Below are 21,711 nucleotides of genomic sequence, written 5' to 3'. Positions count from 1 at the left end.
GCGTGAGCGCGATAAGCTTTCGGAGCTGCCGCGGTCCACGGATCGCAGCGAGCGACCTGGTCCCGTCGTCTAGCGGCCTAGGACGCCGCCCTCTCAAGGCGGTAGCGCGGGTTCAAATCCCGTCGGGACTACTGTGAAAGGCCCTTCAGCGAAAGCTGAAGGGCCTTTTCGCGTTTCAAGATTTTCCCGTTGCGGGCCCGGAAAATCATTGGCGCGCTTGAGGATGCGATGGCTAGCGTGATTTCCGGTCGCTCGAGGGGTGCCCCGGAATCTCCGGACCGTATTCCCCGCTCGAGGGCGGCCACGTCCATTCAGGTTGGCGCAGAACATATCTGCCGGGGTTCGATTCCCTACACCGGTACGCCTCGCCCGGTCGGGTGCGGTGCCGTGGCCCTGCGGGCTCTCCGGCGACGGCCGGGGGAGGCCCCCGCCGCGGTCCCGTGACCGGGCGAGGCGTATCCGGTCGCGCCGAAATCGCTGTGGGGGAAGGAGAGAAGACATGTTCGCGACTGTCATGGAATACAAGACGGTCATGGAGTTCCAGCGGACACTGCTGTTCAAGGACGGCACCCTGCAGGAGGTGCTCGGCCCCGGGCGGCACCGCTACAACAAGGACCGCTGCACCCTGGTCACGGTCGATATGCGCCCGCGCCTGCTGCAGATCGGCGGCCAGGAGCTGCTGACCCGCGACGGGCTCTCGCTGCGCGTCAGCTTCGTCGGCGACTGGGTGGTCACCGATCCGGTGGCCTTCACCACCGGTGCCCAGCAGGCCGAAACCGTGCTGTACGACGCGGTTCAGGAGGTCGCCCGCGATCTGGTGGCCGCCCACACCCTCGACGAGCTGGTCGCCGACCGTGCTCTGCTGGGCGCCGGCACCGAACGCGTCGCGGCCGCGGTCGCACGCCTCGGCATCCGCGTCGACAGCGTGCGCGCCAAGGACCTCATGCTCCCCGGCGAACTGCGCAGGGCCGCTCTCGAAACGGTGCTGGCCCGCGAACGCGGCCGCGCCGAGCTCGAGCGGGCCCGCGCCGAGGCGGCCGCTCTGCGTTCGCTGGCCAATACCGCCAAGCTGCTCGACGAGAATCCGCTGTTGCTGCGCCTGCGCACCCTGCAGGTCGCTTCCGCGCCGGGCACCAAGGTCGTCCTCGACTCGCGCATCGGCGAGTGAGCCCCGGCCGGAACATCCCGTTCCGGCCGGGCCGGCGCGCTCGTATGGTTCTGCTCCCGCACCTGGAGGTGCGGACCGAACTTGGTGAGGAAGGCCTGTGGGGAGTCGATCCGTGCGCGCCGAGCGCCCGGCGTGAATCCCAGAGCTCGAAGCAGAGGAACAGCGACGGTTCGTCATGGTCGCGGTAGAACTCGTAGGTGTGGCAGCCCGGTTCGGGGAGGGTGGGCGCGGTCAGCGTCAGCATCGCCTGCGCGACCCGGCCGGCCGCCGCGGGATCGACCTTGATTCGGATGAAATCCGGCCGGGGTCGTCCCGGCCACCGGAACAACCCGCCGGCCGGGACGGTTGAACTACGAGGCTCGAACACGTGACCGTGCGAGTTCGGGCCGGAGCATCCGTAAGCTGGTTGGGCACTCCGGGCAGCGACGGGACGATAGAGGAGACATGAAGGAAAAGGGGCGCAAGGTCATCGCCAGCAACAAGAAGGCGCGGCACAACTACGCGATCCTCGAGACGTTCGAGGCCGGGGTCGCGCTGGTCGGTACCGAGGTGAAGAGCCTGCGCGAGGGGAAGGCCTCGCTGGTCGACGCCTACGCCTCCATCGATGACGGTGAAGTGTGGCTGCGCGGCCTGCACGTACCCGAGTACGGGCACGGCACCTGGACCAACCACGCGCCGCGTCGCACCCGCAAGTTGCTGCTGCACCGCCGCGAGATCGACAAGCTGCTCGGCAAGACCAAGGAGTCGAGTCTCACACTTGTCCCGCTGTCCATGTACTTCTCCGACGGCAAGGTGAAGGTCGAACTGGCCCTCGCCAAGGGCAAGCAGGACTACGACAAGCGCCAGGACCTGGCCCGACGCGACGCCGAACGCGAGGTCACCCGCGAACTCGGCCGCCGCATCAAGGGCATGCGCGGCTGAGCATCGGACCCGCCGGTCGGCCGCGCGTTAATGGAATGAACCAGGGTTTGTCCGGTGTTAGGATAGGTAGCCCGGTGAGAGCCGGGTAGTTCATCTGAATCGGTGAACACAGACGGGGCTGAACGGTTTCGACTGCGTACGTTGATTCAGGGGAAGCGTGTCGGTGCAGGCAGGAGACCACCGTATAAGCGTCGCTGTAACCCTATAAGCGCCGATTCTCATCAGCGCGACTACGCTCTCGCTGCCTAAGCAACGAAGCGTGTCTGTCAGCCCGGGTTCGCCCTCGACCCGGTCCCTGGCATCAGCTAGAGGGCTCTACCGTCCGGCGCGGTCGCGGCGTCGGACGGGACATCAAACAGCGACTGGGATCGTCATCTCGGCTTGTTCGCGTGACCGAGAGATCCGAGCAGAGGCATAGCGAACTGCACACGGAGAAGCCCTGAAGATGCGGCGGAGGACCCGGGTTCGATTCCCGGCAGCTCCACCCAGGCCCTCTGATCTGGAACACAGGTCAGGGGGCTTTTTCATTTCGCCTTCTCGGACCGGTCGGGGTCTGTGCTCACCTTTCGCGGCAGCGGCCCGTCGGGGCGAGCGGGCTGGCCGGTCAGGACGAGGCAGAGGCGTTCGTCTGGCCGGTGGGCATGGGCAGCAGCTCGGTGATGAGTTGTGCTACCCGGGTGCGGATTTCGTCGCGAATGGGCCGCACGGCCTCGACGCCCTTGCCAGCGGGGTCGTCGAGTTTCCAGTCGCGATAGTCGACGCCGGGGAAGTAGGGGCAGGTGTCGCCACAACCCATCGTGATGACGACGGTCGAGCTTTCGACGGTGTCGGGGGTGAGGATCTTAGGGGTCTGGGCGGTGATGTCGATCCCGAGTTCGGCCATGGCCTCGGCGGCGTCCGGCCCACCAATCCGCAACCGAGACAACGGGATTGAAGTGCGCGCCCGAGACGGGGCCGAGCATCAGGATCAGGATCCCGAGCCCGAACACGGTGGCGGTCGAGTTCTCCAGCAGCTGCAGCCCGACATCGTGGGCGGACAGTTGCTGGGCGGCGATGCCCGAGCCGACGACGACGCAGACCAGCAGTCCGGTGCCGACGAACTCGGCCAGCAGCCGCCGTGCCAGGAGGCTCATCGGGTGACCGCCTCGGGCAGGGCGATGTCCAGCAGCGCCGACAACTGCGCCAGTGCGGCGGGTTCGACGCGGTAGTACACCCAGGACCCGCGACGCTGACTCGACAGCAGCCCAGCCTCACGCAGCACCCTGAGGTGGTGGGAGATGGTGGGCTGGGAGACGTCGAAGCCGTCGGAGACGTCGCACACGCACGCTTCCTGCCCGGTGTGGCTGGCGATCACCGACAGCAGCCGCAACCGCACCGGATCCGACAACGCCTTGAACACCACCGCCAGCTCACCGGCGGCCTGTGGGGTCAAAGGTTGCCGGGCCAGAGGTGTGACCTCACACGCGGGTGAGGTCACCTCGGTCAGCGGTAGCTGCCGTTTCGACACGCATCGATATTGATGTCCATCGAATTAGCGGGCAAGCGAACAACAAGTGAACTCGCCGGGCGCCGTCAGGCGCAGCAGGACTTGCCGGCGGCCACGGCCTCGGCCTTGGCGGCACTGCCGCAGCACGCACCCTCGGCAGCGGCTTCCTCGGCGGTGCCACAGCACGCCGCCGTGGCGTGCTCATCGGTGGCGGTCTCGCCGGAGGCCGATACCGGTGCGGTGCCGAAGGTTTCGCTATCAGCCAGCACGGTGTACACCTCCCAGCGTTCGGCGTCGGGCGCGGTGACCCACACCTTGTCCTGGGTGGCGAAGCAACACGTGGTCGCCATCTGCTCCTCGGTGAACATGCCTGCGCCCGACAGGCGGGCGATCTCGGCGTGTACCTGGCCGGAGGTTTCGACCTCGACGCCGAGATGGTTGAGGCTGCCGCCGTGGCCGGGGTTCTCGATGAGCACCAGCTTGAGCGGCGGCTCGGCGATGGCGAAGTTGGCGTAGCCGGGCTTGCGCTTGGCGGGGTCGGTCTTGAACAGGGTCGAGTAGAACGCGATCGCCTGATCGAGGTCGTCGACGTTGAGGGCGAGCTGAACGCGGGACATGAGAGCATACCTCCACTTGTGAGACATATGTCGAAGTGCTGACGTGACCGAGTCTGCCACCTTTTCGACATATGTCAACAAAGTGGGTAAGGTGGATTTCATGCCCAAGGCGTTGCCCGTGATCGACATGTCCGCCCCGGTCTGCTGCGCGCCGGTGGCGGCCGGACCGGTCGATGATGCCGCGGCGCTGGAGGTGGCGTTGCGGCTCAAGGCGCTGGCCGACCCGGCTCGGGTGCGGCTGATGTCGCTGCTGCTGACCAGCGCCGACGGGCAGGAGAACACCGGGGACCTTGCTGCGATGGTCGGGCTGGCCGAGTCCACGGTCAGCCACCACCTCGGGCAGTTGAAGAAGGCGGGCCTGATCGAGTCCGAACGTCGTGGGATGAACACCTATCACCAGGCACGCCGGGACGCATTGTCGGCACTGTGCCTTGTATTGGACCCCAACTGCTGCAGCTGAAAAGCCGTAGCCCGACGCCGACACCGCCACATTGGGCCCGGCGACCGGTGACGTTCGGCCCTGCTCGGAGGGTGGGCGGGTGCGATCGGATGAAATCGGGGTCGGCGCAGCTACGAATGCGTCGTTCGTGATCGAGAGATACCGGAGGTGACGGCTGTGATGAAGTTCCTGACCGAGGTTCCGCGGTTTCTGTTCTTCACCGGCAAGGGCGGTGTCGGCAAGACCTCGATCGCCTGCGCGGCCGCGGTGACGCTCGCACGCCAAGGCAAGCGGGTCCTGCTGGTGTCCACCGATCCGGCCTCGAACGTGGGCCAGGTGTTCGAGCTGACGATCGGCAACACCGTGACCGCGATCCCGGGCGTGGACGGGTTGTGGGCACTCGAGATCGACCCCGAGCAGGCCGTGGCGGCATACCGGGACCGGATCATCGCGCCGATGCGCGGTATCGCGGCCGAGGCCGATATCGCGGCGATGACCGAGCAGCTGTCGGGGTCGTGCACCACCGAGATCGCCTCGTTCAACGAGTTCACCACGCTGCTGACCGACGACACCGCCGGCTACGACCACATCCTGTTCGACACCGCACCCACCGGGCACACCATCCGCCTGCTGCAGCTACCCGGCAACTGGAGCCAATTCCTCACCGGCGGAGGCGAAGCCACCTGCCTGGGACCGCTGTCGGGGCTGGACAAACACAAGACCATCTACGCCGCAGCGGTGGCCGCGCTGGCCGATCCGCACCGCACTCGCGTCGTTCTGGTCGCCCGGCCCTCCCGGTCGACGTTGACCGAAATCGCTCGCACGCGAACAGAATTGGCCGCTATCGGAATGAACAACTTCTACGTCGTCGTCAACGGTGTCCTGCCCGACACCATCGAGGCCACCGACCCGCTGGCCGCCGCGGTCCATCGCCGTGAACGCGCCGCCGTGGCCGCCATGCCCGACACGGTGCGCGACCTTCCGCGCGACCTCATCGAACTCAAACCGACCAACATCATCGGGGCCACGGCCTTGGCCACCCTGTTCGACCCCACCGAGCTCTCGCCCACCCCCGCCGCCATCGTGCCGGACGATGTCCTCGCCGACGCGCCGCTTCGGCGATTGATCGACGACATCGAACGCGACGGCCCCTGCCTGATCATGTGCATGGGCAAGGGCGGCGTCGGCAAAACGACCGTCGCAGCCGCGGTCGCGGTGGCCTTGGCCCAACGCGGCCACGACGTGCATCTGTCAACCACCGACCCTGCCGCCAACCTCGCCGAAACCCTCGGCGGCACCCTCGAACACCTGCACCTGTCCCGCATCGACCCCGCCCAAGCCGTCAGTGACTACCGGACCCGCGTGATGGCCACCAAGGGCTCCACCCTCGACGACGCCGGCCGTGCCGCCCTGGCCGAAGACCTCCGTTCCCCCTGCACCGACGAAGTCGCTGTCTTCCAAGCCTTTTCCCACGTCATCGCCGAGTCCCGCCGCCGGTTCGTCGTCATCGACACCGCCCCCACCGGACACACGTTGCTTCTGCTCGACACCACCGGCTCCTACCACCGCGACATCGTGCGGCAGCTGGCCCCCGGTACCCGGTTCACCACACCTCTCATGCGGCTGCAAGACCCTGCCGCCACCAAGGTCCTGCTGATCACTCTGCCCGAAACCACCCCCGTTCTCGAGGCCCTCGAACTGCAGACCGACCTGCAACGAGCCCGAATTCACCCCTGGGCCTGGATCATCAACAACAGCCTCGCCGCCGCCGCACCCTCCGACCCACTCCTGCACCGCCGCGCCCAGGCCGAACTGGGTCCCATCAACCAGGTCACCCACCACACCCCGCGCTACGCCATCATCCCCACACTCGCCACCGAACCCGTCGGCATCCCAGCCCTCACCGCGCTGACCAGCGGTAGTCCGAGGCCACAAGGTCCCGTACCCGCCACGCCGTAACGCGAATCCATCGTCGACCCCCCAACCCGGTATCCGGTGTCCGCCTCACGATTCACCGATACCGGTGAGCGCCAACTGGTGGTGGTCATAGTGTCGCCCCGGTCTCCCGACGCAATGACCGCTGCAACGAATCGATGACCCGATCCCTCTCCGCGCCCATCCTGCGCCGGTTGAACACACGCGCAGCCACACGGGAACCGTAGAAGGTACAAAGACGCATACAGCGGCAAATGTGATCACGGAGCGATGATCCGGTGCGGCCGCTTCTGCGCTAGCCGAGAGGCTGCAGGTCGCGGGTGGTGTCGGTTGGCGCGAGATCCTCCAGGGCCATGGGGATTGGGGTGGGTAGAACTGGGGGGTACCGCGTACCCGCCCTCGGGCGCCTGTCGCAGAATGGTGAATGGAACTACCTGTTCGCCGTGAATCGTGTTGAACCGAAACGCAACTCGACCCACGGCGGGCGAGGTGCCAGTTATTCCACTGGCGGCCTTACGGATTCGGGTTGCCGTAGGCGGCGGCGATTTCCTTGGAGCTGGGCCAGCGGTTGTAGGCGGGGGATTGGGGCCAGCCGGTGGGGACGTCCTGCCAGTCTTCCTGGCGGCCGTAGGGGAGCAGGTCGATGAGGGAGAAGGTGTGGGTCAGCTGTTCCACGCCGCGGCCGTTGGTGTGCCAGGTGCGGTAGACGGTGTCGCCGTCCCGGAGGAAGACATTGACGCCGAAGCCGCCGCCGGGCGGGGCGTCGATGTCGGTCCCGAACGGGCTGTTGGCGGTGGAGTACCAGGGCATCTTGTTGCCTACGCGGCGCCGGTAGGCGAGAGCCTCGTCGATCGGGCCCTGGGTGACGATGACGAAACGGGCGTCGTAGTTGTCCAGGAACTCCAGGCGGGTGAACTGCGAGGTGAATCCGGTGCAGCCGGGGCAGTGCCATTCCTCGCCGGGGAACCACATGTGGCTGTAGACGATCAATTGCGATCTGCCGCCGAAGATGTCGGCCAGCCGGATCGGACCGTCCTCGCCCTCCAGGATGTAGTCGGGCAGTTCGACCATCGGCAGGCGACGGCGCTGGGCGGCGATGGCGTCGAGCTCGCGGGTCGCGGCCTTCTCGCGGAGACGCAGTGCTTCGAGTTCGGTCCGCCAGGTGTCCATGTCGACGACAGGCGGCAGCGGGTTCGTGCTCACGGGGATCCTCCCTCACCGGTTTCACAGAATGCGTGCTGTAGGCAGGGACGCCGCGGGCGCGCGGAATTCATCGGTGACCGGAACACGAGGGAATCAGTTGGTGCGATTCGCGTAGTGGAGGGGGAGCTTGGCCGGTGGGCGGTCGATGACGGTGTCGTCGTCGGGTTCCCGGGTTTCGAGGAAGGTGATGCGGCCGGTGGAGGCGACCAGGGTCTGGGGGTAGGTGGGGCCCTGGTCGCGGTCGGCGGTGATCTGAGCGAGGCCGTCCTCGTAGTGGCCCATCGTGCTCTCGGGGAAGTCGAGCATCCACTGCGGGTAGCAGATCGTGGTGTGCACCCGGCGCTCGCGCAGCCAGACGATGAGCACCGTGACCGTCCCGGTCGGCTCCACCCAGGCGAGCTTGTACATATCGCCACTGAGCTGGATCATCTTGGCCGGTTGCGCGGTGGACCAGCGGCCGAACATCGGACCCATCAGGCAGCGGAAGGCGACCGTCTGCGAATTGCGTACGTACAGGTCGTACTTCCAGCCGTTCTCGTACGCGTAGATCAGATGCTGCCCGACGATCCCCGACAGGTCACCCGCCAGGGCCGGTGCGGCGGCATGTTCGGCGCTCATCGCTAACTCCTCTCGGCCGACCTGCGTCAAGACCCGGGCGTCGCAATCAGCCTATCCGCTGCCCACGCGTTCCCGACAATCCCCACGGATGCTCCCCGTCAGGGCAGGGGCGGCGGGCGGTCGGGAACCAGCAGTTCGGCGATCTCGGCGCCGATGGGTATGGCGTTGTCGACGTCGGCGTTGGCCGTCGGACCCAGGGTGGCGTAGACGATGATGGTGGTGTCGGATTCGGTGTCGTAGAGGCCGATGCCGTTGTAGCCGCCGTAGGCGGGGTTCATGAACAGCCAGTCGCCCAGGTGGGGGACGCCGAAGGCGAAGTACTTCCGGTCGGTGAGCGGACCCAGCCCGGCGGTGGAGGGAGCCATCATCTGCTGGAACTGGCCGGCGGAGAGCAGCTCTCCCTTACCGAGGGCGCGCACCCAGCGGCCGACGTCGGTGACGGTGGAGTTCATGTTCCCGGAGTGCAGGAAGGCCGTCGGATTCCAGAAGGTGGCGTCCTCGAAGACCTTTCGCTCGTCGGTATAGCCGTGCAGGATCGGCTCGTCGATCCGGGCGGTGCGGACCACGGCGGAATGCCGCATGCCGAGCGGGCCCAGCACATACTGGGAGATCAGGTCGCCCAGCGACTTTCCGCTGGCCAGCTGCAGCACCTCGCCGAGGACGACCAGATCGCTGTGCGCATAGGCGAAGCTGGTACCGGGATCGAAAAGGGGCGGGCGGGCATTGGCCAGGTCGAACAGTTCCTGGGCGCTCCAGGTGTGAAAAGGATTGTCTGCGAAGCGTTTCAGGAAGTCCCGGTCGGTGACGTAGTCGGCGATTCCGGAGGTGCTGTCGGCGAGCATGCGCGGGGTGATCCGGTCGGCGCGCGGGAAGCTCGGCAGCCATCGGGCGATCGGCTTGTCCATCGGCAGCGTGCCGGCCGCGTCCAGATGCCACAGCACGGTGGACAGCATCGGCTCCATGGGCTGCCCCACCCGCAACTGCATGTCGCTGGTCGCGGGGACGCCGAGCGGTGAGTCGCCCGCAGCGCCGATGATGACCGGATCCTTCCCGCGCCACACCCCGAAAACGGCTGCGGTGAGATCGAGTTGGGTCAGTTTGGCCCGCACGATGTCGGCGATCCGCACGGCGTCGGGGGAACTGCCGCCGGACCCGTTCGTATCACCGCCCCGATCCGACGAGCAGGCACCGGCGGCCACGGTGAGCACGATCGCCAGGATCGCGCCCACTCGGCATCGAGTCGACACACCCATCACCGGATCCCTTCATCGAAGAAGACGGCCCGAGCATCGTGGATCACAATCTACGCCGCTGCTCCGGCCCTCTTTTCCGTGAATCGCCGGGGACGTGGCTCTCATGCAGGCGAAGGCCCTGGGGCATCGCGCGGAACCGCTGACGCTCGAGGAGTTGTCCGCCCGGCTCGGGGCGGATCTGTCGAATACGGCGAACTCGGTCGACCGTCTGGAGTCACAGTTCTGGTGCGGAAGCAGATTCACCCGACCGACCGCCGGGCTCGCCTGGTCACGCCGACCCCGGCGGGGGAGGCGCTCCGCGCCCAGCTCGACGAAGAGGTCTTCGGGGCGGTACCCGCCCTGGCGGTGCTGAACGAGAACCAGCAGCGCGAGTTGTATGCGCTGCTGGAACTCGTTGTCTCTCAATAAGGTTCAGCCAGGCTGACTGCTCATCCGACCTGGGTGCCGTCGGCGGGGCCGGGCTGGGTGGCGCCCGCCGCCGGGGCCGGGGCGGGGGCCTGGGCGGGCTGGGTGGCCGGGGCCGGGTTGAGCAGGCCGTCCGCCACACCGACCGCGGCTCCGACGCCCGCGCCGAGCGCGGCGAACGGCGCCGCGACCATGGCGTATCCGAGGGCCGCGCCGATGACCGGAACGATGACCAAGCCGATCGGGGCGAAGGGCAGTCCGGCGATCAGGCCCGACACCACGCCGATCACCGCACCGGCCCAGGCGATCGGGCTGGCCAGGGTGGCCCCGACCCCCGCGCCGATGGCCGCGTCACCGAGAACGGCCTTCGAGACACTGGTCGCGCGGGCGTGGTCGAGCCCGGCCGCTTCGAGCGACTGCGCCAGCGCGGTTTCCGCGCCGATGGTCCCGGTATTGATCTGCGCGGTCTGCTCGGGAGTCAGAAAGATCGGCCGGTCGAGTTGGAGCGTGCCGATGTGGATGGCCGAATCCGGGATGTCCGCCGGCTGCGTGGTCACCGCCGGTGGCGCGTCCTCGGCCAGCGCGGGTGTCACTCCCAGCAGGACGAGGGAGAGTGGGAGAGCGCCTGCGACGACCGCCCGGGCCGCACGCCGACGTAAAACCGAACCGCTGGGCTGACTTGTGCCCATAGAGAACCTCATTCCGAACTGTCGATGGATTCGCATCAGAATGCCGATGGCTTCGGTTCAGGATTCGAAACTGGAGGACATTCGGATCTGTCCCGATCGCGGGCTTTGTGGGCAGAGTTCGGCTACGAGGTGTGTTGGGGGGAAGGTATGGGGGTGATTAGGGGAAATGGGGGCCCGTGCACTGGTCGTGCCCGGGCCCGGATCCGTCAGCCGCGGTGCATCCGCGGGCCCGGGCCGCCCCAATTGTGGTGGCCGCCATGACCGTGATGCACGAGGACCAGCAGGCCCGCGATGTAGAGGATGGCGAACACGACGAACAGCGCGCCGCCGATCCAGAGGGAGAGGATGCCGAGGTAGCGGGCTCGGTACGAGGCGAGGCGGGCGCCGTCGGCATCGCCTTCGGTCCACAGTGGAAAGACGTTGAGCGCGTGAGTGAACGCGGAGAAGGACAGAGGCCAGAAGAACAGCAGGGAGGCGACCGCCCAGCCGATATTGTTCGGCGGCCGCAGGATTGGCCGTGTGGTTGCGGGAGTCGGGGGCGTGGACTCGATCTCGGTTGTTCCGGCCTCGTCGGGCATTGCGGCCGGTTCGGGGGTGGTCATGGCAGAATCCTTTTCGAATTGCCTGGTTCGCGAGATTTTTCGCGATCTGTATGAGGTCGATTACGGCACCGCTGTCTGGTAACCGACCGAGAACCGCCGGTGAGATTGCTGCGTAGGAGATTCGAGATATGGCGTTCGCTCGCAAGATTGCTGTGGTCGGTGCGGCTTTCGCGCTGTGTGGGTTGCCCACGGTCGGGACGGCCGCGGCAGATCCGGTCACCATTCCTTTTCAGATCGATGCCGCGCCCTTCGGAAATCCGAACGGCAGTTTCGACGCCTTCCCCGCCCGCTGCGCGGCGGTGGTCGGCGATCGGTCCGGGGTCGTCGTGGTCACCGGGTCCAAGCCGGGCGGCTGGGGATGCTTCCTCTCCACGCCGGTCACTTGGCTCAATCTGTCGACCGGGGCGACCGGGGTGGCGACGCTCTCCGACGGCCTGAATGGAATCCCGTCGGCCGCTACGCTGTACACGGGTGTCGGCCAGGTCGTGCTGATGCTCGCGCCGGGCGGAACCTACACGCCCGGCTTCGCGACATTCGTCGTGCCATGACGCGAATCGGACACCCTGGCCGGTGCTATTGGAGGTCGTCGGACAGGGCCGAGGCGACCTCTGCCAGCAGCGGTGCGGCGCGGTCGACGAGTTCCTCGGTCATGCGTCCCACCGGACCGGATACCGAAATCGCCAGCCGGGCAGGCGCTTTGGGAACGGCGACGGCCACGCAGCGGACGCCCATCTCCTGTTCGCCCTCGTCCGTGGCGTATCCGGTGCGCGCGGCCGCGTCCAACTGCCGGGCGAACTCCTCCGGATCGGTGATGGTGTTGTCGGTGTAGCGCGGCATTCCGGTGCGCTGCAACAGTTCCCGCGTCAGCTCGGGCGCCGATCCGGCCAGGATGGCCTTGCCCACGGCCGTGCAGTGCGGCAGCACCCGCCGGCCCACCTCGGTGAACATGCGCATGGAGTGCCGCGACTGCACCTGCGCCACATAGACGATCTGATCGCCGTCCAGCATGGCCATGTTGGCGGATTCGCCGAGTTCGTCGACCAGCCGGGCCAGGTGCGGGCGGGCCAGCACCGCCAGCATCTGCGAGGAGCTTTCACCGAGCTTGATCAGCTTGGGGCCGAGCACATATTTGCGTGACGGTTCCTGGTGCAGGTAGCCCAGATCCACCAGGGTGCGCACCAGCCGGTGGATGGTCGGCAGCGGCAGTCCGGACTGCGCGGCCAGCTGGGACAGGCCCATCATGCCGCCCTCGTCTGCCATGAGCTCCAGCAGTCCGAACGCGCGCTCGATGGATTGCACGCCTCCGGTGCCGCTCTTGGGCTCCTTACCTGCCGCCACCCCGGTCCTCCTCAGTTTTTCCGAATACCGGAATTCTAGGGAGATGGTAGATCACCCGTTCGGCCGCCAACTGGCCTGTGGCCAGTAGCCTGAGGCGCATGCGGCTGCGCGCGGAGTTCACGACCGAACCGTTCCATGGGGAAGGGGAGACGCCCTCGCATGCCAGGGCGGCCCTCGAACTCGCGGAATCGGCCGGTCTGGACTGCGATTTCGGTCCGCTCGGCACCTCGGTGGCCGGGACCGACGAACAGCTGCTGCCGGTGCTGGGCCAGATCATGGTGACCGCTTTCGCGCACGGCGCCACCCGGGTGACCATGCAGGTCGAGCAGGATGACTGAGCCTTCGCCTATGGATGAGTCACACCCCGTGCTGGTGACGCTCGCCCCGCTGCTGGAGCGGACCGGCGGCCGCCTGGTGCCCGCGCGGGAGGCCACCGCCGACGACGTCCCCGTGATCTGGGAGGGCGTGACGCTGGCCTGCGTGCGTTTCGGTGCGCCCGAACCCGACAGCCTCGGCGGCCTGGAGCGGCTGCTGGACGAGGTGGCGGCGGAGCTGGGCGGGCCGCTGGCGGAGCTGCCGCGGGTCGACAAGCAGCGTGCTGTCCGATTGCTGGAAGAGCGGGGCGCCTTCACATTTCGCAAGTCCGCCGAGACGGTGGCGGCTGCGCTGGGCGTCACCCGCTTCACCGTCTACAACTACCTCAACCGCGAACGCGCGTGACGCGACTGTCGGCCGACGGAGATATTCAACGAATTGTTGACGGCGTGCCGCCGCCCTGACAACTGCTCGCCGGCGGCCTGCAGTACATCGCCGCAATGGTGGCCGGAGTCGTCGCGCCGCCGCTGATCGTAGGGGTCTCGCTGTTCATCGGCATGACCCCGGCGGTCGCACCCTCGTTCTACGCGGGTCTGCCGGGATCGGTGTCGATCGTCATGCCGCCCGGAATCAGTGCGGGCTGTCCGAAGGCTCTGGTGTTCCATCAAATGTTCCGATCTCGCACCAGTGCCGCCCTGACGCTTGCGCCGCAGAGTTCATGGCCATCGCCGGTGCGATGATCGGCGACGGATGGCCGATCGTGGTCGGGCATCGGTCGCTGTCGTCGTTCCCGGGCCTCTCGGGGCCGTCGGTGTGCCCGCTTCGCGAGTACGCTGACCTGCGGGCTCTGTATATTTTCAACAAAATGTTGACGTGTTGTTGTGGCCCATGACACTCTTCTCGAGTAGCGGAATCACCCTTCCACCATCCGAGAGAGGTAGCGCCGATGGTGACGTTGAGCGAATTCAATTCGACTGCCGGTGAACAACTCCGGCCGGACCTGCTGACCTGCTGTGACGTGCCCGCATGGGCCGACGGCGTGCTGGCGGACCGGCCCTACGCCGATATCGAGGGCGTGCTCGCCCGGGCCGATGAGCTGGCCGGCGCGCTGAGCGGTACCGACGTGGACCGCGCGCTGGCCGCGCACCCCCGCATCGGTGATCGGGTGTCCGGCACCGACACCGGATCCGCGTGGTCACGTCAGGAGCAGGCGGGGGTCGGCCAGGACGTGGCCATCGCCGCCCAGCTGCTCGACGGCAACCGCGCCTACGAGAAGCGCTTCGGCCGGGTCTTCCTGATCTGCGCCACCGGCCTGTCGGCCGAACAGATCCTGGCGAGCCTGCACCGGCGCCTCACCAACGACGACGCCACCGAGGCGGCCGTGGTCGCCGACGAGCTGCGCAAGATCGCCGTCCTGCGCCTGCGAAAGGTATTCGGGCAGTGAGCACCATTACCACGCACATCCTGGACTCCGCGCTGGGCAAGCCCGCGGCCGGTGTCGAGGTGCGGCTGGAACAGGTCGGCCCGGACGCCCGGGCAGTGGCCGAGGGCAAGACCGATGACGACGGCCGGATCCGGGATCTCGGCCCCGAAGGGCTCGCGGCCGGCATCTACCGGCTCACCTTCGACATCGAAAGCTATGCCGCCGCAACGAATCAGACCTACTTCTATCCGTCGGTCTCCATCACGTTCAAGGTCGCCGGGGAGGCGGGCGAGCACTATCACGTGCCGCTGCTCATGAGCCCCTTCGCCTATTCCACCTACCGAGGAAGCTGAACTCACATGGCAATCGAGCTGGGACAGAACCAGTACGGGAAGGCCGAGAACCGCGTCGTCCGCGTCTACCGCGACACCCCGCGCCATCAGATCCGCGACCTGAACGTCTCCTCGGCGCTGCGCGGTGACTTCTCCGACGCGCACATCACCGGTGACCAGGGTGTCGTGCTGCCCACCGACACCCAGAAGAGCACCGCCTTCTCCTTCGCCAAGGAGAAGGGCATCCACGCTATCGAGGAGTTCGGCCTCACCCTCGCCGACCACTTCATCTCCCGGGCGCCCACCGCCACCGGCGCGCGCGTCGAGATCGAGGAGTACGCCTGGCACCGCATCGAGGTCGACGGCTCGGGCCATGATCATTCGTTCGTGAAGTCGGGCCAGGGCGTGCGCACCACCGTGGTGAACGTCGATGGTGTCGGACCGGATCGCAAGGCACACGTGGTGTCCGGCGTGCGGGACCTGACGCTGCTGAAGACCACGGGCTCGGAGTTCCACGGCTTCTTCGAGGACAAGTACACCACCCTGCAGTCGACCAACGACCGCACGGCGGTGACGGCACCGTCGCCGCCGCCCTCGCGGCCGGCAGCAGTTGGGTGTTCGCATCGCGAACGAACACCTGCCGGGCGGTACGGAAGTGGCCGCGATGGCCGGCGAACAATCGGGAGGCGACGTATGAAACTGCTGCGCGTTGGGGCCAGGGACGCCGAGCGTCCCGTGGCCCTCGATGATCAGGGCGCGCTGCGCGATCTGTCGTCCCTGACCGCCGATGTCGACGGCCGGCTGCTGGGTGATCCGGCGGCGCTGAGCGCGAACTGCTCCGCTACTTGAGCACGCTGATGACGCTCGAGCCAGGCGATCTGGTGCTGACCGGAACCCCGGCCGGCGTCGCGGTGAGCCGGCCGGAGCCGAAACCCTATCTGCGCGATGGCGATGTCGTGGTCGTCGAGGTCGCCGGACTGGGCAGGCAGCAGACTCTGGCCACCGGCGTGCGCGACGCCCTCGCCGGCTGAAACTTCCCGCGGCTGCGTCGACATGCTGCTGGGGCGCCGACCACGTCGCCGCGGGATGATCCGAACGGCCAGGTCACTGTGGGGACCGGGCCGTTCGTCCCATACTCTGCCGGTACTTCCGGTCAGGACTTGTTGCCGCCCAGGCTGAATCGCACACCGGACGGGTCCGCCACCGCCGCGAGCCGGCCGTAGGGAGTGTCCTCGGCGGGCCGCACCACGCTGCCGCCCAGTTCGGCCACCTTGCGCACGGCGGCATCCACGTCCTCGACGCCGAAGTAGACGGTCCAGTATCCGGGCACGCCCGGCGGCAGGAAGCTGCTCGAGTCCATCACGCCGCCCAGCATGGGGGTGACGGAATGGATTGTGGTGTACCGGAATTCGGGGGTGTCGGCGACGGTGAACGGATCCTTCCAGCCGAAGACCTCGCGGTAGAACTTCAGCGCGTCGTCGTAGCTGCGGGTGTGCAGTTCGAACCACGAGGGCGCGCCCACGTGGCCCTCCCACTGTCCGCCCCCGGCCACGCCGCGCTGCTCGAACCCGGGCATGGCACCGGCCTCCCACACGCCGATCCCGACGCCGCCGTTGTCGCCGAAAACTCCGAACCTGCCGAGGTCGCCGACCGCCGTCACCGGCACCACGGTCATCCCGCCCGCCGCCGTCACCGCCGCGGCGGTCGCGTCGGCGTCCGGGCTGGCCAGGTAGACGGTCCACTGGTCGGGCCCGCCGTTCCCGTCGTTGCGCATCCCGCCAGCGACGGCCTTGCCGTCCTTGCGGAAGGTGATGTAGCCGCCGTACTCGGGCGCGACATCGGCGGTCCAGCCGAACAGTTCGCCGTAGAAGGCGATGGCGCCGTCGGTGTCGGTGGTGAAGAGATCGGTCCAGACCGGATCACCCGGCTGCGTGACATAGGACATGGTCAGCTCCTCGTATCGGTTTTCGATTCGGTATCTCGGCCGCTGGGAATGAAGACGACGTTCGCCTCCGGAAATCATCGCCGCTGCTCCGCCCCGCGCCGGGATGGCGGCGGACGGCGTGTCAGCCAGGACTGCGGTCGCGGCGCGCGGGTATGTCCGAGGGGATCGCCGCTCATTTGCTTCGGTCTGATTGCCCGGGTTGCGAGCCGTGGTCGCCGCCGCCGGCTTGCTCATCTGCCTCTCGGGCGCGCCCGAGACCAGGGGCCGCAATCTGGAATCGGCTGCCGCGGTGCCGGTTCCGGTCGGCGCTCTCGGTTCTGGACCGGCATGACAACTGTCATGGCCGAGAGGTGATGGTTGGCAGATTCGGCGTGACGCGCGGCTCCGTAGCGTCATGTCCTGTAGCGATCAACCGATTACAGGAGTTCCGAAATGGCCGACCACACCACCGTTGTGAACGCGCCGCAGGGGGCGGAGACTCGTCCGAATCTGTTGCGCATGCTCGCACCGACCATCCGCGACATCGCGGTGCCCCTCGCCGCCTACTACTTCCTGCACGCCGCCGGGTACTCCGATTTCTCCGCACTGCTGGCCGGCGCGGTGATCTCCGGGGTCATGGTCCTCGTCGAGGTGGTCCGGGCCCGGCGGGTCGACGCCATGTCCGCGCTCATCCTGGCCGGCTTCGTTTTCGGCATTGTCAGCTCGCTGATCAGCGGTGACGCCCGGATGATCATCGTGCGTGACTCGCTCACCACCGCCGTCATCGGACTGGCGTTCGGGATCAGCGCCGTGCTCGGCAAACCGCTGACGTATGTGGCGGCGCGCAAGGCGTTCTCGGGTTCGCCGCAGAAGCTGGCGGACATGGAATACAAGTTCACCACCATCCCGATGGTGCGGCGCCTGCACAACCGGATCTCCGGCATGTGGGGTGTGGGACTGATCGGTGAGTCGGTGCTGCGGGTGGTGCTCGCCTACCGGCTGCCCATTCACACCATGGCGTGGCTGTCCAGCGTGCTCATGATCGGCATCACGGTCGTGCTGATGGCGATCACGGTCCGAACTGTCAAGCGGGTCAAGGCATCCGAACCGGCCATCGAACCCGGCTACGCTGCGGTGCATGAGTGACGGTCCGGTCCCGAAGAGCACACTGACGGGAACCGCTCGAGTAGAAGCGTTCAGCGACGGGGTAATGGCGATTGCCATCACCCTGTTGATTTTGAATATCCAGGTGCCCCAGCATGATCCGGGGCGCCTGTTGCAGGCTTTGGGGAGCATCTGGCCGGCGTACATCGCCTATCTGGCGTCGTTCATGACGATCGGTGTGGTGTGGATGAACCACCACACCTTCTTCGGGCGGCTACGGCGCATCGACCACGTGCTGCGGTGGTGGAATCTGATGCTGCTGCTGGGGGTTTCGCTCGTTCCGTTCCCGACCATCGTGGTGGCCGACAACCTGGTGCACGGGACGCGCCGCGATGCGGTCGTCGCGGTGGCGCTGTACGGGATCGTGGGAGTGCTCATGACGGTGCCGTGGGCGCCCATGTGGTGGCGGCTGGCGAAGCGGCCGGAGATGCTCAAGGCCGGGCTGGGCGCGGAGTACGCGCGACGCGAGAGCTGGCGGGCCTGGCCGGGGATCCTGGTCTACGCGGTCACCATCGGCGTCGGATTCCTGTCGCCGGTCGCCGCGCTGGTGCTGTATCTGCTGGTCTCGACGTTCTACGGGTTGAGCAACAAGGGCTGGACGTCCCCGGCCGAGCCGGATCCGGACGCCGAATAGCCCGGGGCCGTTCCGGCTAGCCCTTGCCCTTTTAAGCGATTGTGATTAACTGCCGGGGTGGACAGCACAAGTGTGGCCCGGGGCCCGGTGACCCAAATCGCGTGGGTGGTCGAGGACATCGAAGCCGGTGAACAGTTCCTGAAGACCACCATGGGTGCGGGCGCCTGGACACGCATGCCGGAGGTCCATTTCGGGCCCGAGAGCTGCGTCTACCGCGGCGAGCCCGCCGACTTCACCGCGCACATCTCGCTGTCCTACAGCGGCGACACCCAGCTCGAACTCATCCAGCCGGTGCGTGGCCGCTCCATCTACACCGAATTCCTCGAACGTGGCGGGCCCGGCCTGCACCACGTCTGCCTGGAACCCGACGACTTCGACGCCGCCCTGAAAGACGCTGCGGCGCGGAGAATTCCGGTGGTCCAGCAGGGCGACATGAGCGGGCAGATGCGTTTCGCCTACCTCGACGGCGCGTCATCGGGCGTGCCGTTCATCGAACTCGCCGAGATCGGGCCGAACATGCGGCTGTTCTTCGAGCAGATCAAAAAGGATGCGCAGTGAGCACACAAATCCCGGAAACCCTCGCCGCGGACTCGATTACCGACTGGTCCGATGAGTTCGACGTGGTCGTCGCCGGATTCGGCATCGCGGGCGGCTGCGCGGCGGTCGAGGCGGCCGCGCACGGCGCCCGCGTGCTGGTCCTCGAGCGGGCCGGCGTCGCGGGCGGCACCACCGCCCTGGCCGGCGGGCACTTCTACCTCGGCGGCGGCACCGCCGTACAGCGCGCCACCGGCCACGACGATTCCGCCGACGAGATGTACAAGTACCTGGTGTCGGTGGCGCGCGACCCCGAACCGGACAAGATCCGCGCCTACTGCGACGGCAGCGTCGAGCACTTCGACTGGCTGGAGAGCCTGGGCTTCGAATTCGAGCGCAGCTACTACCCCGAGAAGGCGGTCATTCAGCCCGGCACCCAGGGGCTGATGTACACCGGCAACGAAAAGGTCTGGCCCTACCGGGATCAGGCGACGCCCGCGCCGCGCGGCCACAAGGTTCCGGTGCCCGGCGACACCCAGGGCGCGGCCATGATCATCGAGCTACTGGTGAAGCGGGCCGCCGCCCTCGGCGTCGAGGTGCGCTACGAGACCGGCGTGACCAATCTGATCACCGAGGCCGACGGCAGTGTGGTCGGCGTGAGCTGGAAGCACCTCGGGAAAACCGGTGTGGTGCGGGCGAAGTCGGTGGTGCTGGCCGCGGGCGGTTTCGTCATGAACACCGACATGGTGGCCGAGCACGTGCCGTGGCTGACCGAGAAGCCCTTCGTGCTCGGGACGCCGTTCGACGACGGGCTGGGCATCCGGCTGGGCGTCTCCGCCGGCGGCGTGACCCGCATGATGGACCAGGCGTTCGTCACCGCGCCCGTGTATCCGCCCGCGAAGCTGCTGACCGGAATCGTGGTGAACCACAGGGGCGAACGCTTCGTCGCCGAGGATTCCTATCACGCGCGGACCTCCGCCTACGTGCTCGATCAGCCCGGCGCGGCGGCCTACCTGATCGTGGACTCCGAGCACATGGAACGGCCCATGTTCCCGCTCGCGCCGTTCATCGACGGCTGGGAGACCGTCGAGGAAATGGCGACCGCGCTCGGAATCCCCTACGAGGCACTGCGATCCACGCTCGACCGCTACAACGAGAACGCGGCGCGCGGCGAGGATCCCGATTTCCACAAGGCGGCCGAATGGCTCGAGCCGCAGGATCACGGGCCGTGGGCGGCCTTCGACCTGACGCTGGGCAAGGCCCTGTACGCGGGCTTCACCCTGGGCGGGCTGCGCACCTCGGCCGACTCGGAAGTGCTGCGGGACAACGGATCACCGATCCCCGGGCTGTACGCGGCGGGCGCGACCGCCTCGACCCTGGCCCAGGATGGCAAGGGGTATTCGAGCGGCACTCAGCTCGGCGCGGGCTCCTTCTTCGGCCGCCGAGCCGGGCGTCACGCCGCCAGCCGCGTCAACTGACGGATCAGCTCCGAGGCGGTGACGGTATCCAGCTGCCCGAACGTGCCGCCCCGGAGCTCCACCGCCAGAATCCGCTGTAGCTCGGGCTCGTACCGGTAACCGCCCTCGAGTCCGGGGTCCAGCGTGACGGTGACCTGCCGCGTCGGGCCGAACCGGCGGGACAGGGCCTCCCGCGATAATTCCCAGCCCAGCTGTTGCAGCCCGAACACCCGGTCGGTGTGGATCTGCCGATCGGTGAAGCGGGAGAGGCGATTCGACTCCGCCTCCTCCGGGGTCGGAGCATACGTCTGCCGCTCCAGCTGCTCGAACGGCTGGCGCAGGCGATTGCCGTCGAACGAATTACGCCAGGCGCCAAGGGATTCCGCGAGGTGGAGCGGGTGGGCCACACCCACCAGCGTCTCACCGGGCAGGTCGATGGGGCCGTCGTCCGCAGCGCGGAGCATGCCCTCGGCATCGATCCGGAAGGTACCCGTCACCGTGCCACGGCCGTCGAAGCTCGCCCACACCAGACACCGGGCCGGCCGGCCGAGCGCGGGATCGTCGAGAACCAGCCGCCGATGGGCCGTCGCTCGCCAGCGGCGGCCGTCCACCATGGCCGCCTCCAGCCGCCGAATCTGGTCCGTGGTCACCGATTTCGGGTCTGTGATGGTGCGTGCGGCGGCCGCATCCGAAGGCGGCGTCCCGTTCCCGAGCCGGGCACGTACCCGCAGGCTCAGTGCCTGTGCGGCGGGCTCGGTCTCCTCGCCGGGCGTCGTCACACGCAGCCACGGTGTCATCCGGCCCGCGCGCGGCTCCGGCTCCTCGACCCGCAGACCCTGTCGGGCCTCGGCGACCGCCGCCGTGAACGCGTATCCGTGGTCGTTCAGCCAGCTGTCGATGAACCGATCGAGGAACTCGTGCTCCCGCTGCACCCCGGTCCGATAGGCGATCGCCGCGTGCTGGGCGATGGCGAACACCACCGCCGCACCCTCCGGCGTGGCCGCCCGCTCCGGCGCGGCGGCGTATTCGGCTGCGGTATCGGCCAGTTCGTGCAGCCCGTCCAGCCGGGCGGCCGTCAGCACGGTCTCTATGGCGCGGCGATGACGGCGCAGGAATTTCCGCAGCGCCTCGGTGGCGTGCGGATCGGCCCAGCGCCGGCCCTCGTCGGTCATACCCGTGATCTTGCCGCCCGGCACCGACAGATTGGCTGCGGGCGGTGCTGGCGGATTGTCGGTGGGCGGCACTGACGGGATG

Annotated in this window: 26 protein-coding genes, 1 tRNA gene, 1 other RNA gene and 4 pseudogenes; 19 read left to right on the top strand and 13 right to left on the bottom strand. The window is 67.7% G+C overall.

Annotated elements, in window-relative coordinates; translation table 11 throughout:
* Window positions 1-58: 58 nt before the first annotated feature.
* Together ON33_RS21645 and ON33_RS21640 are read left to right on the top strand one after the other, a co-directional pair.
* Window positions 59-131: transfer RNA gene (locus tag ON33_RS21645), tRNA-Glu, on the top strand.
* Window positions 132-499: 368 nt separating this feature from the next.
* A complete protein-coding gene (locus tag ON33_RS21640; protein WP_063711049.1) occupies window positions 500-1,168 on the top strand; it encodes a slipin family protein in 669 nt (222 codons plus the stop codon).
* A gap of 157 nt (window positions 1,169-1,325) precedes the next feature.
* On the opposite strand, the pseudogene ON33_RS43485 reads toward ON33_RS21640, so the two are convergent.
* Window positions 1,326-1,412 (bottom strand): annotated as a pseudogene (locus ON33_RS43485) (putative quinol monooxygenase); the annotation flags it as partial.
* 200 nt (window positions 1,413-1,612) lie between these two features.
* Between ON33_RS43485 and smpB the strand changes: the two are divergent.
* Together smpB and ssrA are read left to right on the top strand one after the other, a co-directional pair.
* A complete protein-coding gene (gene smpB / locus ON33_RS21635; protein ID WP_040860814.1) occupies window positions 1,613-2,089 on the top strand; it encodes an SsrA-binding protein SmpB in 477 nt (158 codons plus the stop codon).
* A gap of 114 nt (window positions 2,090-2,203) precedes the next feature.
* Window positions 2,204-2,576, top strand: a transfer-messenger RNA (tmRNA) gene (gene ssrA / locus ON33_RS39105).
* A 117-nt stretch (window positions 2,577-2,693) separates the two neighbouring features.
* On the opposite strand, the pseudogene ON33_RS21630 reads toward ssrA, so the two are convergent.
* The 4 genes and pseudogenes from ON33_RS21630 to ON33_RS21615 all read right to left on the bottom strand — a co-directional run.
* Window positions 2,694-2,990: pseudogene (locus tag ON33_RS21630) on the bottom strand (low molecular weight phosphatase family protein); the annotation flags it as partial.
* A pseudogene (locus ON33_RS21625) lies at window positions 2,968-3,222 on the bottom strand (aquaporin); the annotation flags it as partial. The pseudogenes ON33_RS21630 and ON33_RS21625, both read right to left, overlap by 23 nt.
* Complete coding sequence (locus ON33_RS21620; RefSeq protein ID WP_051152599.1) at window positions 3,219-3,596, bottom strand: ArsR/SmtB family transcription factor; 378 nt, start codon at window positions 3,594-3,596, stop codon at window positions 3,219-3,221. The gene ON33_RS21620 and the pseudogene ON33_RS21625, both read right to left, overlap by 4 nt.
* Window positions 3,597-3,661: 65 nt before the next feature.
* A complete protein-coding gene (locus ON33_RS21615; RefSeq protein WP_040860812.1) occupies window positions 3,662-4,192 on the bottom strand; it encodes an ArsI/CadI family heavy metal resistance metalloenzyme in 531 nt (176 codons plus the stop codon).
* Between the two features lie 100 nt (window positions 4,193-4,292).
* On the opposite strand from ON33_RS21615, the gene ON33_RS21610 reads away from it, so the two are divergent.
* Window positions 4,293-4,652 carry an Rv2640c family ArsR-like transcriptional regulator gene (locus ON33_RS21610; RefSeq protein ID WP_040860961.1) on the top strand — a complete coding sequence of 120 codons (360 nt, stop codon included), beginning with the start codon at window positions 4,293-4,295 and terminating at the stop codon, window positions 4,650-4,652.
* A 159-nt stretch (window positions 4,653-4,811) separates the two neighbouring features.
* Entirely contained in the window at window positions 4,812-6,590 is a 1,779-nt protein-coding gene (gene arsA / locus ON33_RS21605) for an arsenical pump-driving ATPase (protein ID WP_051152598.1), read from the top strand.
* Window positions 6,591-7,079: 489 nt separating this feature from the next.
* On the opposite strand, the gene ON33_RS21600 is transcribed toward arsA, so the two are convergent.
* The 3 genes from ON33_RS21600 to ON33_RS21590 all read right to left on the bottom strand — a co-directional run bounded on the left by ON33_RS21600 (window position 7,080) and on the right by ON33_RS21590 (window position 9,640).
* The gene (locus ON33_RS21600; RefSeq protein WP_040860811.1) at window positions 7,080-7,769 is read right to left on the bottom strand and encodes a DUF899 domain-containing protein; all 690 of its coding nucleotides are present in this window, start codon (window positions 7,767-7,769) and stop codon (window positions 7,080-7,082) included.
* Between the two features lie 93 nt (window positions 7,770-7,862).
* The gene (locus ON33_RS21595) at window positions 7,863-8,387 is read right to left on the bottom strand and encodes a phenolic acid decarboxylase (protein ID WP_040860810.1); all 525 of its coding nucleotides are present in this window, start codon (window positions 8,385-8,387) and stop codon (window positions 7,863-7,865) included.
* Window positions 8,388-8,485: 98 nt separating this feature from the next.
* A complete protein-coding gene (locus ON33_RS21590) occupies window positions 8,486-9,640 on the bottom strand; it encodes a serine hydrolase domain-containing protein (protein WP_040860809.1) in 1,155 nt (384 codons plus the stop codon).
* 225 nt (window positions 9,641-9,865) lie between these two features.
* Between ON33_RS21590 and ON33_RS21585 the strand changes: the two genes are divergently transcribed.
* Window positions 9,866-10,048 (top strand): winged helix DNA-binding protein, encoded by a 183-nt coding sequence (locus ON33_RS21585; protein WP_040860808.1) that lies wholly within the window; start codon window positions 9,866-9,868, stop codon window positions 10,046-10,048.
* Window positions 10,049-10,068: 20 nt separating this feature from the next.
* Here the strand turns inward: ON33_RS21585 and ON33_RS40605 are convergent, their stop codons facing one another.
* Window positions 10,069-10,734, bottom strand: coding sequence for a hypothetical protein (locus ON33_RS40605; RefSeq protein ID WP_157184656.1), 666 nt, complete (start codon window positions 10,732-10,734; stop codon window positions 10,069-10,071).
* 206 nt (window positions 10,735-10,940) lie between these two features.
* The gene (locus tag ON33_RS21575; RefSeq protein WP_245550649.1) at window positions 10,941-11,336 is read right to left on the bottom strand and encodes a CD225/dispanin family protein; all 396 of its coding nucleotides are present in this window, start codon (window positions 11,334-11,336) and stop codon (window positions 10,941-10,943) included.
* A gap of 128 nt (window positions 11,337-11,464) precedes the next feature.
* On the opposite strand from ON33_RS21575, the gene ON33_RS21570 reads away from it, so the two are divergent.
* Entirely contained in the window at window positions 11,465-11,884 is a 420-nt protein-coding gene (locus ON33_RS21570; protein WP_040860807.1) for a hypothetical protein, read from the top strand.
* Window positions 11,885-11,909: 25 nt separating this feature from the next.
* Here ON33_RS21570 and ON33_RS21565 read toward each other — a convergent pair whose 3' ends face one another.
* On the bottom strand, window positions 11,910-12,674 hold the full coding sequence (locus ON33_RS21565; RefSeq protein WP_040860806.1) for an IclR family transcriptional regulator: 765 nt from the start codon (window positions 12,672-12,674) through the stop codon (window positions 11,910-11,912).
* A gap of 98 nt (window positions 12,675-12,772) precedes the next feature.
* Between ON33_RS21565 and ON33_RS21560 the strand changes: the two genes are divergently transcribed.
* The 7 genes and pseudogenes from ON33_RS21560 to ON33_RS21530 all read left to right on the top strand — a co-directional run bounded on the left by ON33_RS21560 (window position 12,773) and on the right by ON33_RS21530 (window position 15,775).
* The gene (locus tag ON33_RS21560) at window positions 12,773-13,012 is read left to right on the top strand and encodes a thiamine-binding protein (RefSeq protein ID WP_040860805.1); all 240 of its coding nucleotides are present in this window, start codon (window positions 12,773-12,775) and stop codon (window positions 13,010-13,012) included.
* A 10-nt stretch (window positions 13,013-13,022) separates the two neighbouring features.
* Window positions 13,023-13,394 carry a helix-turn-helix domain-containing protein gene (locus ON33_RS21555; protein ID WP_218001483.1) on the top strand — a complete coding sequence of 124 codons (372 nt, stop codon included), beginning with the start codon at window positions 13,023-13,025 and terminating at the stop codon, window positions 13,392-13,394.
* A 95-nt stretch (window positions 13,395-13,489) separates the two neighbouring features.
* The gene (locus tag ON33_RS21550; protein ID WP_040860803.1) at window positions 13,490-13,729 is read left to right on the top strand and encodes a hypothetical protein; all 240 of its coding nucleotides are present in this window, start codon (window positions 13,490-13,492) and stop codon (window positions 13,727-13,729) included.
* 206 nt (window positions 13,730-13,935) lie between these two features.
* Window positions 13,936-14,433, top strand: coding sequence for a 2-oxo-4-hydroxy-4-carboxy-5-ureidoimidazoline decarboxylase (gene uraD / locus ON33_RS21545; protein WP_040860802.1), 498 nt, complete (start codon window positions 13,936-13,938; stop codon window positions 14,431-14,433).
* The gene (uraH, locus tag ON33_RS21540) at window positions 14,421-14,765 is read left to right on the top strand and encodes a hydroxyisourate hydrolase (protein WP_218001490.1); all 345 of its coding nucleotides are present in this window, start codon (window positions 14,421-14,423) and stop codon (window positions 14,763-14,765) included. The genes uraD and uraH overlap by 13 nt, the downstream gene beginning before the upstream one ends.
* Window positions 14,766-14,771: 6 nt before the next feature.
* Window positions 14,772-15,323: pseudogene (pucL, locus tag ON33_RS21535) on the top strand (factor-independent urate hydroxylase); the annotation flags it as partial.
* A 278-nt stretch (window positions 15,324-15,601) separates the two neighbouring features.
* Window positions 15,602-15,775 (top strand): fumarylacetoacetate hydrolase family protein, encoded by a 174-nt coding sequence (locus tag ON33_RS21530; RefSeq protein WP_083869194.1) that lies wholly within the window; start codon window positions 15,602-15,604, stop codon window positions 15,773-15,775.
* A gap of 122 nt (window positions 15,776-15,897) precedes the next feature.
* On the opposite strand, the gene ON33_RS21525 is transcribed toward ON33_RS21530, so the two are convergent.
* On the bottom strand, window positions 15,898-16,689 hold the full coding sequence (locus tag ON33_RS21525) for a VOC family protein (RefSeq protein ID WP_040860799.1): 792 nt from the start codon (window positions 16,687-16,689) through the stop codon (window positions 15,898-15,900).
* 432 nt (window positions 16,690-17,121) lie between these two features.
* Here ON33_RS21525 and ON33_RS21520 point away from each other — a divergent pair, with 432 nt between their 5' ends.
* The 4 genes from ON33_RS21520 to ON33_RS21505 are packed head-to-tail and all read left to right on the top strand — an operon-like array spanning window position 17,122 to window position 20,478.
* Window positions 17,122-17,814 carry a VC0807 family protein gene (locus ON33_RS21520; protein WP_040860798.1) on the top strand — a complete coding sequence of 231 codons (693 nt, stop codon included), beginning with the start codon at window positions 17,122-17,124 and terminating at the stop codon, window positions 17,812-17,814.
* A complete protein-coding gene (locus tag ON33_RS21515; protein WP_063711048.1) occupies window positions 17,807-18,466 on the top strand; it encodes a TMEM175 family protein in 660 nt (219 codons plus the stop codon). Before ON33_RS21520 ends, ON33_RS21515 begins: the two co-directional genes overlap by 8 nt.
* 57 nt (window positions 18,467-18,523) lie before the next feature.
* On the top strand, window positions 18,524-19,024 hold the full coding sequence (locus ON33_RS21510; RefSeq protein WP_040860797.1) for a VOC family protein: 501 nt from the start codon (window positions 18,524-18,526) through the stop codon (window positions 19,022-19,024).
* On the top strand, window positions 19,021-20,478 hold the full coding sequence (locus tag ON33_RS21505) for an FAD-binding protein (protein WP_040860796.1): 1,458 nt from the start codon (window positions 19,021-19,023) through the stop codon (window positions 20,476-20,478). The genes ON33_RS21510 and ON33_RS21505 overlap by 4 nt, the downstream gene beginning before the upstream one ends.
* Here ON33_RS21505 and ON33_RS21500 read toward each other — a convergent pair.
* Entirely contained in the window at window positions 20,454-21,629 is a 1,176-nt protein-coding gene (locus ON33_RS21500) for a DUF4132 domain-containing protein (RefSeq protein ID WP_157184655.1), read from the bottom strand. The genes ON33_RS21505 and ON33_RS21500 overlap by 25 nt on opposite strands.
* Window positions 21,630-21,711 lie beyond the last annotated feature (82 nt).

Source organism: Nocardia niigatensis NBRC 100131 (genome assembly GCF_000308655.1).
GTDB lineage: Bacteria > Actinomycetota > Actinomycetes > Mycobacteriales > Mycobacteriaceae > Nocardia > Nocardia niigatensis.
Note: the sequence above shows the minus strand (reverse complement) of the source record. Positions and strands in the feature narration are given on the sequence as shown.